The sequence below is a fragment of the Anaeroglomus insulsum genome (genome assembly GCF_050689095.1).
Lineage (GTDB): Bacteria > Planctomycetota > Phycisphaerae > Sedimentisphaerales > Anaerohalosphaeraceae > Anaeroglomus > Anaeroglomus insulsum.
The window spans coordinates 132054-145569 of the sequence record NZ_JBOGCL010000004.1; the positions used below are offsets into that span (position 1 = coordinate 132054).

8 protein-coding genes are annotated in these 13516 nt (G+C 55.4%); 6 read left to right on the forward strand and 2 right to left on the reverse strand.

Annotation, left to right across the window (positions count from 1 at the left end; genetic code table 11):
- Positions 1 to 5: 5 nt before the first annotated feature.
- The 6 genes from ptsP (at position 6) to ACQ9LF_RS05385 (ending at position 8777) form a co-directional block, all read left to right on the forward strand.
- Positions 6 to 1742 carry a phosphoenolpyruvate--protein phosphotransferase gene (gene ptsP / locus ACQ9LF_RS05360; RefSeq protein WP_462488347.1) on the forward strand — a complete coding sequence of 579 codons (1737 nt, stop codon included), beginning with the start codon at positions 6 to 8 and terminating at the stop codon, positions 1740 to 1742.
- Between the two features lie 135 nt (positions 1743 to 1877).
- Complete coding sequence (locus ACQ9LF_RS05365; RefSeq protein WP_462488348.1) at positions 1878 to 2615, forward strand: TIGR03936 family radical SAM-associated protein; 738 nt, start codon at positions 1878 to 1880, stop codon at positions 2613 to 2615.
- Between the two features lie 14 nt (positions 2616 to 2629).
- Complete coding sequence (locus ACQ9LF_RS05370) at positions 2630 to 4153, forward strand: Rne/Rng family ribonuclease (RefSeq protein WP_462488349.1); 1524 nt, start codon at positions 2630 to 2632, stop codon at positions 4151 to 4153.
- 133 nt (positions 4154 to 4286) lie between these two features.
- The gene (locus tag ACQ9LF_RS05375) at positions 4287 to 5264 is read left to right on the forward strand and encodes a KpsF/GutQ family sugar-phosphate isomerase (RefSeq protein WP_462488350.1); all 978 of its coding nucleotides are present in this window, start codon (positions 4287 to 4289) and stop codon (positions 5262 to 5264) included.
- 18 nt (positions 5265 to 5282) lie between these two features.
- Positions 5283 to 5807: a KdsC family phosphatase gene (locus ACQ9LF_RS05380; protein ID WP_462488351.1), complete on the forward strand. Its 525-nt coding sequence runs from the start codon at positions 5283 to 5285 to the stop codon at positions 5805 to 5807.
- A gap of 15 nt (positions 5808 to 5822) precedes the next feature.
- Positions 5823 to 8777, forward strand: coding sequence for a hypothetical protein (locus tag ACQ9LF_RS05385; protein WP_462488352.1), 2955 nt, complete (start codon positions 5823 to 5825; stop codon positions 8775 to 8777).
- A gap of 94 nt (positions 8778 to 8871) precedes the next feature.
- On the opposite strand, the gene ACQ9LF_RS05390 is transcribed toward ACQ9LF_RS05385, so the two are convergent.
- Both ACQ9LF_RS05390 and fusA read right to left on the reverse strand, forming a co-directional pair.
- Positions 8872 to 11145, reverse strand: a complete 2274-nt coding sequence (locus ACQ9LF_RS05390) for a glycoside hydrolase family 2 protein (RefSeq protein ID WP_462488353.1) — start codon at positions 11143 to 11145, stop codon at positions 8872 to 8874.
- 314 nt (positions 11146 to 11459) lie between these two features.
- Complete coding sequence (fusA, locus tag ACQ9LF_RS05395; RefSeq protein WP_462488354.1) at positions 11460 to 13502, reverse strand: elongation factor G; 2043 nt, start codon at positions 13500 to 13502, stop codon at positions 11460 to 11462.
- Between the last annotated feature and the right edge of the window lie 14 nt (positions 13503 to 13516).

The following is a 13516-nucleotide window of genomic DNA, read 5'->3' on the forward strand; positions in this document are numbered from 1 at the left end:
AGGATATGGAAATCAGGAAGGGAATCGGCGTATCACCTGGCATCGCGATTGCGCGATGTATGGTCATCGACTCGAAAGATTACCGGATTCCCCGCCGCAGCATCCTGGATTCTCAGCGGGCCAAGGAAATCCTGCGAGTTCGGCGGGCCTTTGCCTTTGCCATCAAAGACCTCACGGAGCTGAGTGAACGCAAGCATTTTGATGAAGGCAAGATTAAAGATATTTTTGCCGTTCACATGCGTTTTTTGCGGGACAAGTCCTTTCGCAAGCGGATTACCGATTATATTGACAAGGAGCGTGTGACCGCCGAGTATGCGGTGTCGACCATTCTTCGCGAGATTGCATCTCATTTTGAGGGAATTGACGATCCTTATATCAGTGAGCGTGCGGCGGATATTTACGATATTGAACGGCGTCTGCTGGTTCATTTGCTTGGCAAGGTCAAGGAAGAAGTGGAACATCTGCGGGACGAGGTGGTGATTGTGGCCCATGATCTGACGCCGACGCAGACGGCCAGCTTCAATCGCACATTTGTCAAGGGGTTTGCCACGGAAGCCGGGGGGCGGACGAGTCATACGGCGATTATTTCCAAGACGATGGGAATTCCGGCGGTGGTGGCGCTGGGGGATATCACTTCGGGGATCACCTCGGAAAGCATGGTGATTATCGACGGCAACCGGGGCGTGGTGGTGGTGGACCCGGATGAAGAGACGCTCAGGCAGTATCGCAATTATGCTCAGCAGGTCAGCTTGTTTGTGCATCAGCTCGATGAGCTGCGGGACAAGCCTGCGGAGACGCGGGACGGAGTGAAGGTTCAACTGCTGGGCAATATCGAATTTCCGGAAGAGTCGGCGATGGTTCGCGACAAGGGCGGTGAGGGGATAGGGCTTTATCGGACCGAGTTTTTGTATTTGTATGGGGGGGCGGAGCCGACCGAAGAAGACCATTATCAGGCGTATGCGCAGGCGGTCAAGGTGTTTCCGCATGAGCCGGTGGTGATTCGCACCATGGATTTGGGTGCAGACAAACTGCCGCAGACGATTCGTCAGGCGCCGGAGGCCAATCCGGTTCTGGGGCTTCGTTCCATTCGGTACTGTCTGCAGAATCTGGGGCTTTTCAAGACGCAACTTCGAGCCATCCTGCGGGCGTCGGTGCTTGGGGATGTGCGGGTGATGTTTCCGCTGATAACCAATCTTCAGGAACTCCGGCAGGCCAAGATGATTCTGCGGGATGTGATGGAAGACCTGGATGAATATGCGGTGCCATATAATGCGAAGATTCCCGTGGGGATTATGATTGAGACCCCCAGTTCGGCGCTGACGTCGCATTATCTGGCGGCGGAGAGTGATTTTTTCAGTATCGGGACCAATGACCTGATTCAATATACGCTGGCCGTGGACCGCGGCAATGAACATGTATCGACGCTGTTTTCGGCGGCGGAGCCGGCGATTGTCCGCATTTTGCGCAGTGTGATTCACGATGCCGGCAAAGCGGGAATCGGCTTGAGTGTCTGCGGCGAGGTGGCGTCGGATCCGGAATATATCATGCTGCTGCTGGGGATGGGCGTTCGGACGCTGTCTCTGGCGCCGCCGATGATTCCGGAGATCAAAAAAATAATTCGTTCGGTGACGATTGAGGACTGCAATATGCTGGCGCGCCGCGTGGCGACACTGGATTCGCAGCGGCAGATCAAGAATCTGCTGCGGGATGCGGCCAGCCAGATACTGCCTGGGCAGTTGTGAGTGTCCGGTTCATCGACGACGCATACAGGACCCAGAAATCCTCCGGCCAGATGGCCGGGAAGAGCATAACAAAATTCGGAAAGCTGGGGCATTGCTGCCGGGAGGCCGGTCAGCGGATGGCCCGGAAAAGGACTCATGCAGCCGACCAAAACACTGTTGTTTTATTTTTCAATCACAGGGGGGCCAAGCTATCTATCGCAGCAGGAGACGCTGACGATGTGGAGCCGGGCCCTGGTGCGCGCAGGGATTGAGCCTGCCTATTCTCAGGGATTTAATCCGCATCCGAAGATTTCTCTTCCGCTGCCGCGAACGGTGGGGGTGGACGGCGATCAGGAACTGCTGATGGTGCACACGGCGGATTTGGCCGGCGAAGCTCAAGCCCTTCCGTGCAGGATGAATGCCCAGCTTCCGGAAGGCTGCAGGGTGTATCATGCCGAGATTCTGGAAGGGCGGGTCCGCCGGTATCCGGGCAGTATTTTGTATCGGTTGGAGCCGAAGTCCTGCTGTCGGACAGAGGTTTTCCAGCAGAGGCTCCAGGCCTGCCGGCAACACCTTGAGGCAGGAGGCCGGGTGGAGGTGGTGCGTCAGCGTCCCGATGAACGTGTCGGCAGGACAGTGGATATCGGCGTCTATCTGCAGGGTGTCGGCTGGGATGAGAGGTTTGTTGAGGTCCGCTGCCGCTTCAGCGGGCAGGGGACGGCGCGGGTCGAGGAATTGCTGGGATGGCTGGGGTTGCGACGGGAGGATTTATGTCGGCCGGTGCTACGGACCGGCATTGCATGGCAAACAGCATCCCGACATGGCAACGAAGGAGAAGAGGCGGAGCCATCCGGGGATGTGATGGATGGACAGGATCAGGAACAGGAACTGTAAAAACAGGGACAACAATGAATACAGAAATGCTTATTAATGTCAGCGAGGGTGAAGAGTCCCGTGTGGCGGTAGTCTGCGACAATGTGCTGGAGGAACTTCATATTGAACGGGCCGGAACGACCAGTCTGGTGGGCAACATCTATAAGGCCAAGGTGGTTAATATTGAGCCGGCGATTCAGGCGGCATTTATTGACTTTGGCGTGGTCAAGAACGGTTTTCTTCATATCAGTGATCTGCATCCGCGATATTATACGGGGCAGAAGGACACAGAAGAACATATCGGTCGCCGCAAGAGTGTCACACAGCGTCCGCTGATTCAGCGGTGTCTGAAGCGGGGTCAGGATTTGATTGTCCAGGTTATTAAAGAGGGCATCAATACCAAGGGGCCAACCCTGACGACGTATCTGTCGCTGCCGGGCAAGTATATGGTGCTGATGCCGTGGATGAATAATATCGGCGTTTCGCAGAAGATTGAGGATGAAGCCGAGCGTAAACGGCTTCGTGAGGCGGTCAGCGGATTAAAGCTGCCGGAGAATGCCGGGGTGATTGTCCGCACTGCAGCGCTGACGGCAACCAAACGCGATCTGCAAAATGATTTGTCGTATCTGAATCGGCTGTGGGGGGCGATTACCAAGCGGATTGAAAAGGAAAAGGCTCCGGCAGAGTTGTACCGGGAGTCTGATCTGGTTCTGCGGACGGTGCGTGATATTTTTGATACGCGGATATCCAAGATCGTCTGCGACAACGAAGCGATCGCCAGGCAGATTCGGGATTTTGTGTCGATTGTTCAGCCGAAGCTGAAAAACCGGGTGTCGTTTTATGATCAAAAGACGCCGTTGTTTCACAAGTACAACATTGAAAAGGAGATTGAAAATATTCAATCCAGCCGGGTGGAGCTTAAATGCGGAGGTTCGCTGGTGATTGAACAGACCGAGGCGATGGTGACCATCGATGTCAACAGCGGCAAATACCGCAAGCCTGATAATGCCGAGCAGACGGCGCTGAAGATCAACCTGGAAGCGGCCAAAGAGATTGTACGGCAACTGAAGCTGCGGGATATGGGAGGGCTGATCGTCTGCGACTTTATTGATATGCGTGAGAGTAAAAACAAGCAGGCGGTGGAAAAGGCCTTCCGGGAGGAACTCAAGACCGACCGGGCACGAACGCGGGCGCTGAAGATGAGTGCCTTCGGTCTGATTGAGCTGACGCGTCAGCGTCTGCGGCCTTCGCTGCAGTCCAGCACGACCTATCGATGTCCGCATTGCCGCGGGACCGGAACAGTCAAGAGTCCGATGGCGCAGGCGACAGATATTCTGCGATCCGTGCGAATGGCACTCAGCCATGAGGCAGTCAAGCGGGTGGAAGTCACCGTGGCTGCACCGGTGGCCGAGTATCTGCTCAATCAGCGGCGCAGCAGCCTGACTGAACTGGAGCAGGGATCGGGTGTGCAAATTGTGATTAAATCAGACTTTCTGGCAGACTTGCAGAGTCTGCAGATGGTCTGTTATGATGAACGGGGCAGCGTCGTGAAAGTGTAGCGGCGACTGTGGGTCAGAAAGGGAACTGTGTTTATCCCTGACGGGCCCGATGCGTTGATGAGCCAAAGACATACGTGGTTCAAGCGGCGTTCTGAGCCGCGACGAACCAGGACATTTTCAGCAGGATCAGAATATGTTTGATTTGGATTATGCACGGATGGTGCTGCAGGCGGAAGCGGCGGGTATTGCTTCGCTGGAACAGATTGTGAATCAGCCCGCCTTTCGAAAAGCCTGCGAGATGATATTCTCGTGCAGCGGTTCGGTGATTGTAACGGGCGTGGGCAAGGCAGGAATCGTCGGCAATAAAATCAGCGGTACGCTGGCCTCCACGGGAACGCCGAGTCATTTTCTGCACCCGACCGAAGCGGTCCATGGGGACCTGGGGCGGGTGCGGCAGAATGATGTGGTGCTGGCCTTGAGCCACAGCGGCAGCAGCGACGAAATTCTGCGGCTCATCGAGCCGCTCAAGCAGCGTGAAATACGCCTGATATCGATTGTCGGGGATAGTCAAAGCCGGCTGGCCAGACACAGTGATGTGGCACTGTGCATGGGGAAAATGACGGAAGCCTGTCCGCTGGGGCTGGCGCCCAGTGTGTCAACCACCTGCATGCTGGCACTGGGGGATTCGCTGGCACTGACGGTGATGAAGGCTCGGCACTTCAGTACGGAAGAGTATGCTCGGTTCCATCCGGCCGGAGCACTGGGAGCCAAATTGATTACCGTGGGTCAGACAATGTGGTTCAAGTCCGGCGAGGCTCTTCCGCTGGTCAAGCGGGGCCAGACGGTCCAGCAAATGCTGGATTTGACCAGCCAGCAGAAACGACATGGCGCAGTGATGGTCGTGGATGAGGAAGGAAAACTGGCAGGCATTATTACCGATGGAGACCTGCGGCGAGCGATGACGCGGTTTACCAACGAGATCTTCGGCAAGCGTGCCGAGGAGATTATGACCGCCGGCTGCAAGCGTGTGCGGGAAGATACACTGGCAGCAGAGGCGATGGCGATTTTTCACCGGTACCGAATCGATGAATTGCCGGTGGTGGATAGTGATGATCGCCCCATTGGCCTGATTGACGTTCAGGATATCGTGGCGATTAAGATTGTGGGATGAAGCTTCAACAGGTGCATTATGAGCGGAACACAGGCGGATTTGGGCCGGATTCAACTGCTGATTATGGATGTGGACGGCGTCTTGACCGACGGCGGGATTATTATTCATTCGGATGGTTCGGAAAGCAAGCGGTTTAATGTGCTGGACGGCCAGCGGGTGACGCTGTGGCATCGGGCAGGTCTGGATAGTGCCATCCTCAGCGGACGCCAGACGGCGGCTACAGCAATCCGTGCCGAACAGCTGGGAATTAAATATGTTCTGCAGGGCTGCAAGCAGAAACTGCCGGCCTTTGAGCAATTGCTCAAGGATACGGGATATACGCCCGAGCAGGTGGCTTATATTGGGGATGACTGGCTGGATTTACCGCTGCTGCGGCGGGTGGGATTTGCGGTGGTGCCGGCACAGGGGGTCGAGGAAATCAAGCCGTATGCCCATTATGTGACGCGGGCTGCCGGCGGGGATGGGGCGGTCGCGGAGGTGATTGAGTATATTTTGCGTCAGACGGGTCGATGGGAACAGGCGATTGAGCGGTATCTGGTGTAAATAAGGAAATTGATTATGGTGCGAAAGCTGATCATCGGCATCGTGGCCGCGGCCATTGTGGCGTTGTTATTCTGGGGCTATCTGCGGCTGACGGGCAGCAAGGGATTACCGACCGAGCAGAGGTCGTCGATACGGGATATTCCCGATCTGCCGGATGACCCGCAGGCCCGGCAGATTGACCAGACGAAAATTATCGGGGTTAATCAGGCACGCTATACGATTCTGGATCCCCAGACGCGGCAGGTTCGGCGGATATTTGGTTTTGAGCGTCTGGTGAATCCCGGGGCACAATCCACTACCTGGCAGGTGCTCAAGCCGTATATGTATGTGTTTGAAGACCGGTTTCGATGCCGGATGGATGCGGATAAGGGGGATATTCAGGTGGAAGACAGCGGCAGTACGCCGGTTCCCCAGGATGCTCAGTTGACCGGCAAAGTGGTCATCCGGCTGCTTCCGGTCGAAGGACAGAAATTTACTGAAACGGTGATTCTGCTGGATGATTTGAATTACAGCAGTGAGCGGTCGGAGTTTTTTACCAATGGCCCGGTGGAGCTGATATCGGCCCAGGCCCGACTGGTGGGCAAGGGGATGCTGATGATGCATAACCCGGCCAATGGCCGAATTGAGTATTTTCAGATCAAGGATTTGGAGTATCTGCGGCTGAAAAATGCGGTGTCGTCGAAGTTATTCGGCAGTGAACCTGCTGCCGAGGCCGGAAAAAGCGGGGACGGGACGGCGAGTCTCGAAGGGGTGAGCGGGGCTGCATCAGCCCAACCGGTTGATTCGGAAGCGAAGACGGCATCGGGGGAGCCGAACAGTACGGATAGGCTGGCAGCGCCGCTGCTGTATCAGTGTGCTTTGCGTGACAACGTGGAGATACACTATGCCCGTCAGGCTATTATCAAAGGGGCGCAGGAAATTACGATTTTGAATATACTGTTTGGGCCGCAGCCGGGTCGTGAGGCCTCTGATGAACCAGCGGCCCAGCAGTCGTCTGCCCAGACAACGACCCCGCCTGCAGCGGCAACCGCTCAATCGCCTGAATCCCTGCTGGAAGGTGAACTGCCGTGGGAGCAGCGTGCCCGATTGCCGCAGGTCCCGGCTGATGATGATACGACCGACGTGATTGTCACCTGCGATGGCGGGATCGTGGTCAAACCGATGGACAGTGTGTATGATGGCAAGACAGCCGTTTCGCTGGATGTTCAGGTGACTGGCAAGCCGCTGCAGATTCAGCGGCTGGATACTGGGGCCGGCCAGAACCCTTATACCATGGTGCAATGTCAGAGCCTGCAATATAGTCCCTCGCAGGAAGTGCTCAAGCTGTTTGTGGGTGAATTTGAAAAAACAGTGCGGCTGAATATGAATGCCGACGGCGGGTATCTGGAGACGACGGGCAATGTGCTGTGGGACCGCAGGAACAGTTATGCCCTTGTGGATGGGCCGGGCAGGATGGTGTTTGAGCCTTCAGGCGGCACGACCGAAGCTGCTGACAAACCCAAGACGGCGTCGCTGTCGGGGCCTGCGGAGGTCACGTTCGGGCAGAAAATGGATGTGTTTTTTGCCCAGTCGCTGTCGTCGGCGCAGGGTGAGATTGCTCTTGCTGCGGTCAACCTGGCCGGGGGGATGAAAGCCAAGATGAAAAACAGTTCCACGCTTCGTACGCAGGCCGAGTCGGCCCGGCTCGAATTCAACCCGGGCAATCAGCTTGCCCGCGTGGAGCTGGAGGGGGATGTGCAGTTTGCTTCTGAGGCAGACCAGAGCAGGGCGCTGGCCCAGGCGGATAAGGCGGTGCTGAGTTTTGCGGCGGAAAATACCCTGTCGATGGCAGACTTCAAAGGGCATGTGGCGTTTGATTCCGAGCAGGGCACGTTTACTTCCGGCGATGCAACCATTCAGTTTGCCAAAAATGAATCGGGCCAGCTTGAGCCGGTGACACTGACCAGTACGACCGAGGCGGTGATGGTCAGCAAATCCGACAAGGCCGACCAGAAACCGGCACGATTTGAGGCCCAGCGGATTGATTATGAATTGTCCAAGGGATCGGCGATCGCCCAGGGGCCGGTGGTGTTTACGTTCTTTACGCCCGCCGATGCCAATGACCCGGGTTCGAGTCTGCCGGTGACCATTACGGCTCAAAAGAATGCGGAATTTATCACGGGGTCGGGCAAAAGTATTCGGCAGGTCGTGTTTAATGATAACGTGATTGGGGATGCTACCGAGGAAACGCCCCGGGAAAAAACGATCCGGCGCTTTTATGGAGATAAGCTGACGGTCGATCTGGGGACCGACCCCAATGGGCGGACGACGATCAGTCATGTGGCCGTCACTGGCGGCAATGTGCGTCTGGAGGCGAAGCGCTTACTCGAGCAGGCACTGGTCAGCCATGTGAAATTGAGTTGCGAACGGTTTGATTATGACCATGCGACGCAGAGGATTGCCGCGGCCGGGCCGGGCAAAATTGAACTGAATAATCAGGAAATCGCACCTGCTGGCCCCGATGTTGTGGCGAGTTCACTGGATTTGCGTCAGCCGTGCTATGCTTTGGTCGAGGGATTCAAGACGCTGACCTGGACTGTTCCGACTCAGCAGATTATTGCTGTCGGCGGGGACAAGTCGCTATCGCTGGGGTATATTACCATCAAAGACGGCAATCCGGATAAGGTGACCAAGGCCCAATCTCTCCAGACGACGCTGCAGCTTGCCAGGGATGCCACGGGTCGCACGGTCTTAAGCGAAATGCTGGCCGAAGGCGGCATTTATCTGGAGCAGGTCGGCCAGCATGTGCTGGCAGGTCAGACGCTGCGATATACCGGAGCGGATGGATGGGTGCATATCGAAGGCACAGAGAGCCAACCGTGTTTTGTGGATGGTGTCAAGGTGCCTGTTGTGGATTACAACATGCAGACCGGCCAGTTGAAGACGCGGCTGAGCACAACACCGGGTGCGATTCCGGTTGAATCCAAATAAGTGATTGCAGCATCAGACTGTGAACAGCATCCAATAAAAAACCCCCGGTTCGAAATCGAATCGGGGGTTTTGTTGAATCCGAACAGGCTGGATTTTATTTCTGTTCAATCAGTTCCAGGATGCCGGCATCGATGTACTGGCCGCCGCTGGTCTGCTTGCAGTAGATGGCCAGGGTATTGGTGCCTTTTTTGAGGGCTTTTGCTGCGGTTTCGGGAAGCATTACGATCCCATAGTCGCTGGTGAAGCCCGACAGCTCGGCGACCAGGGTGCCGTTGATATACACTTTGGCATCTTCATCATGATGGATGGTCAGGGCAATATCGCCTTTGGGAGTGTTGCCCAGCTCGAAGGTTCTGCGGAGCCAGATTTCGCCGGTCTTCCACTCGGTGCCCACCACAGCGCCCGGCGTACCCTGGGTGCCAAAGCCGCCTTGGCCGGTGGTCCATGCCGCGTCATTGAATTGCGGTTGGAACCAGTTCTCAGCGGGGGCAGCGGTGGTGTATTTCCACGACTGGGCCTGTGTCTGTGAAGAGGGAATCAGGGTCTGGACTGTGGGCATAGGCAGATAGAGTTTCTTGTGGGCCCTAATCAGGCTGGGTTTGTCCATCTTGAAGACGGCCCGGTCATAGGTGAGCAGTCCGTTGACTTCGACTTCCACGTCCGTGGTCTGTGTATAGACGGCGGCGCTGAGGCCCTGGGCAATCAGTGGCCGCAGCATGGACATCAGGTTCAGATAGGCGGTCGTCAGTTCTGCTTCATTCTTGTAACTGCGATATCCCCAGTTCTTTTCATCCTGCCAGGTATGGCCGGCTACCGGCAGCCCCAGTCCGCCAAATTCACCGAGTACCACGGCGCGGGCGTCTTCGACTTTGGGCATATTGGGGGCGGGATAATGATGCATGTCATTGACATGACCAACGCCGCGATCGGCCCAGCCGCTGGCATTGTTGACCAAGCGGGTGGGGTCAAGTTCCTGGGTCCATTTGACGATACGGGCGGTGTCAAATTGCCCCCAGCCTTCATTGAACGGAACCCACATGACGATGGAGGGGTGGTTATACAGGGCGGTGATGATATTTTTCCATTCGGTTTCATAGATGGCAACGGATTCGGGTGTCCGCACGATATCCGGATCGTTGGGACCGATATAGCGGTCACCGCTGGGCATATCCTGCCAGACAATAATGCCGAGTTTGTCGCACCAGTAGTACAGACGTGCCGGTTCGGTTTTGACGTGCTTGCGGAGCATGTTCATGCCCAGTTCCTTGAGGATTTCCACGTCAAACTTCAGGGCTTCGTCGGTGGGAGCGGTATAAAGCCCATCCGGCCACCAGCCCTGATCGAGCGGGCCGTACTGGAAAAGGAATTTGTTATTAAGCATGATGCGCGTGATGCCTTTTTCATCTTTACCCAGGCTGATTTTACGCATGCCGAAATAGGACTCCACCGAATCGATGACCTTGCCGTTTTTCTCGATACGGACGGTCAGGTCATACAGGAACGGATTGGCCGGGGACCAGAGTGTGGGATTTTTGATATCCAGTGTCAGCGTGCTGTGGGTGGAAGCGGCAGAGGCGGCAAAGCCTTTGGCTTTGGATTCGATGGCATACGAGAGGCCCTGCGTGTCGCCGGCGGCGTTGACCTGAACAGTTAATTTCTGGGCGTCCACATCGGGAGTCAGCTTGATGCTGCTGATGTAGGTTTTGGCCACAGGCTCGGCCCAGACCGTCTGCCAGATGCCGGTCACCGAAGTATACCAGATGCCGTGCGGGTTATTGATCTGTTTGCCGCGGGGCTGCGGGCCTTTATCGGTGGGATCCCAGACTGCCACGACGAGTTCCTGATCGCCTGTGGGTTTCAGCGCCGACGTGATATCAAAGAAGAACGGGTCATACCCGCCTTTGTGGCTTCCGACGAGTGTCCCATTGACAAAGACATCACATTGCCAATCAACAGCGCCAAAATGCAGCAGGACATTTTTGTCTTTCCATGCGGTCGGGGCGGTGAAGGTTCTGTGGTACCACAGCTTGCTGTCGGCACCGACGGTCTTACCGACGCCGGACAGGGCCGATTCAATGGCAAAGGGGACCAGAATCTTCCCATCATATTGCTGAGGTTTCTGGGCGTCTTTGCCGACAATAGCATAGTCCCACAAACCGTTGAGGTTTGTCCAGTCCTTGCGAACCATTTGCGGACGCGGGTATTCGGGCAGGACTTTGTCCGGATTGACTTGTTTTGCCCAGGGGGTCATGATTTTGCCTTCGACGGGCTTCCATGCGGGCTGAGCGGCCTTGCACGAGGTTGACAGACAGCAGATGGCTGCCAGTGTCAGGCACGACCAGACGGTACTGCGTTTTTGATTTACCATGAGTACTCTCCTGAAAAAAGGTTTTCTAATACTACTCTGATTTTTGTTGCAGGGTTACATCTAAAGTTCCTATTTAATTCCTCACAGCCCTTGAATAGATAGATGTCATACTTAATACACAGGAAACAAGAAAATCTTACCATAAAAATGGATAAAACTCATACGTGTTAAGATAGAGAAGGAATTTGCCACAAAGATAGCCACAGAATAAGTATTTGCAGCGTATCCTTCGATGGTATCTGGATAGTAGTCCCAAAAAAAAGCCCGGAACACAACGAACCGGGCTTTGAAGACTGACTTGAGTGGCGACAGGGTTATTCTTCGGACACCTGCTGGCGGTTTTTGGCATACTGAGCAACGACTTGCTGTTGAATATTCGGCGGAGTCGGTTCGTAATGGCTCAGTTCCATGGAGTAGCTGCCCTGGCCGCCGGTAACGCTTTTAAGCTGGCTGTTGTACTGGGAGACTTCTGACAGCGGGGCCTGGGCTTTGATGACGACCATATTGCCTGGCAGCATTTCCTGGCCGGTAACACGTCCGCGGCGGGAGGCCATGTCGCCGGTAATATCCCCCATATTTTCTGCCGGCACGGTGATTTCCATATTCACTACCGGCTCCAGCAGGGAGGGTTTGGCTTTCTGCAGGGCGTCGATGAAGGCGTTCTTTCCGGCGATACGGAAGGCAACTTCTTTGGAATCGACGGGGTGATATTTGCCGTCATAAATGGAGACTTTGATATCCTGCATCGGAAAGCCTGCGACCACGCCGCATTCCATAACGTCGTTGATGCCTTTGAGAATCGCCGGTTCGTATTGGCCGGGTATGGCGCCGCCGAAGATATCCCAACTGAAAACCAGGGATGGATCCGAGTTGCGCTCGGCCGGTTCCACGCGGAGATAGACTTCGCCAAACTGCCCGGCACCGCCAGACTGCTTTTTGTGGCGATAGTGCCCGTCGGCTTTGCCGGTGATCGTTTCGCGATAGGGAATTTTCGGGGGTTTGGTATTGACGCTGACTTTGTAACGATGCTCCATTTTGGCCAGCATCACCCGCAGATGCAAATCGCCCAGGCCGTTGATTACCAGTTCTTTGGTCTGGGGGTCGCGGGTCACTTTGAAGCAGGCATCTTCTTCGGCGAGCTTTTCGAGGGCACTTCCAAGTTTGCTTTCGTCGTTCCGGCTGGCCGGTTCCAGGGCCAGAGAGAACATCGGTTTGGGCATAGGCGGCATTTCAATTTTGCCTTCGAATTTGCCGTCGTGAATGAAGTCGCCGAGTCGGAGTTCATCCAGTTTGGCCAGCGTGACCATTTCACCCGCGGTCGCGACTTCGATTTCCTTGCCTTCATTGCCCTGCATGCGAAGCGGATGGCCGACGCGGAGCGGTTTTTTGGCATCATTGACCATCAGGTGCGTTGCAGCATTCAGTGAACCGCTGAAGATACGGATCGAAGAATATTTCATGCCGGAGCGTGAATCAAACCCGAGGCGGATAACAATACCGGCCAGCGGAGCGGCCGCATCAGGCTTGATAATTTCGGTGGTGCCGTCGGGCTTTTTCAACGACGCAAAGGGGCCATCGGCAGGAGAAGGAGCATAGCTGGTGATGAAGTTTAATAGTTCCGTGACGCCGATTTCTTTGCGGGCATCGGTAAATAGAATCGGAACGACAGTGCCGGCAATCATGGCCTTGACAAAGCAACCCTTGATCTTGTCAGGGGAGATGGTTTCTCCGCTGAGATAGGCTTCCATCAGGGTGTCATCAGCTTCGACAACGCGTTCGATCAATTCCAAATTGGCTGAGGCAGCATCCATAATGGGGCTTTCACCCTGGGTGTTGGTCAGGCAGTCGATGATGCTCTGTTTGTCCGCACCGGGCAAGTTGACACAGCGGCACTGGGGACCGAAGCTCTCCTGAATCTGTGCAACTAATTCGCCCAGATCGGCATTTTCGGCATCCATTTTATTGATGATGATCATCCGAGCCCGATTGGCTGCGGTGGCCGCGGCGAACAGTTTGCGGGTGTTGATTTCAATGCCTGATGCGCCGTTAATGACAATGGCAGCGATTTCCGCGGCCGGGATGGACTGAAGGGCTGCGCCGATGAAGTCGGGGTAGCCTGGCGTGTCGATAATGTTGACCAGTTTGCCGGCGTGCGTCAGATACATCAAAGCGGAATGAATGGAATGCCCTCTGGCTTTTTCTTCGTCGTCAAAATCGCTGACGGTATTCTTGTCGGTAATGCTGCCTAAACGGTTGATGACGCCGCACTTATGAAGCATTGATTCAGCCAGACTTGTCTTTCCCGAGCCGCCATGTCCCAAAAGCACGATATTGCGGATATCGCTTACATTTGTCACTGTTCAAAACCTCC

What these genes read in the sequence shown, in the direction of transcription:
- ptsP (WP_462488347.1), top strand. Translation starts at nt 6, where the DNA reads ATGGAAATCAGGAAGGGAATCGGCGTATCACCTGGCATCGCGATTGCG.
- ACQ9LF_RS05365 (WP_462488348.1), top strand. Translation starts at nt 1,878, where the DNA reads ATGCAGCCGACCAAAACACTGTTGTTTTATTTTTCAATCACAGGGGGG.
- ACQ9LF_RS05370 (WP_462488349.1), top strand. Translation starts at nt 2,630, where the DNA reads ATGAATACAGAAATGCTTATTAATGTCAGCGAGGGTGAAGAGTCCCGT.
- ACQ9LF_RS05375 (WP_462488350.1), top strand. Translation starts at nt 4,287, where the DNA reads ATGTTTGATTTGGATTATGCACGGATGGTGCTGCAGGCGGAAGCGGCG.
- ACQ9LF_RS05380 (WP_462488351.1), top strand. Translation starts at nt 5,283, where the DNA reads ATGAGCGGAACACAGGCGGATTTGGGCCGGATTCAACTGCTGATTATG.
- ACQ9LF_RS05385 (WP_462488352.1), top strand. Translation starts at nt 5,823, where the DNA reads ATGGTGCGAAAGCTGATCATCGGCATCGTGGCCGCGGCCATTGTGGCG.
- ACQ9LF_RS05390 (WP_462488353.1), bottom strand. Translation starts at nt 11,145, where the DNA reads ATGGTAAATCAAAAACGCAGTACCGTCTGGTCGTGCCTGACACTGGCA.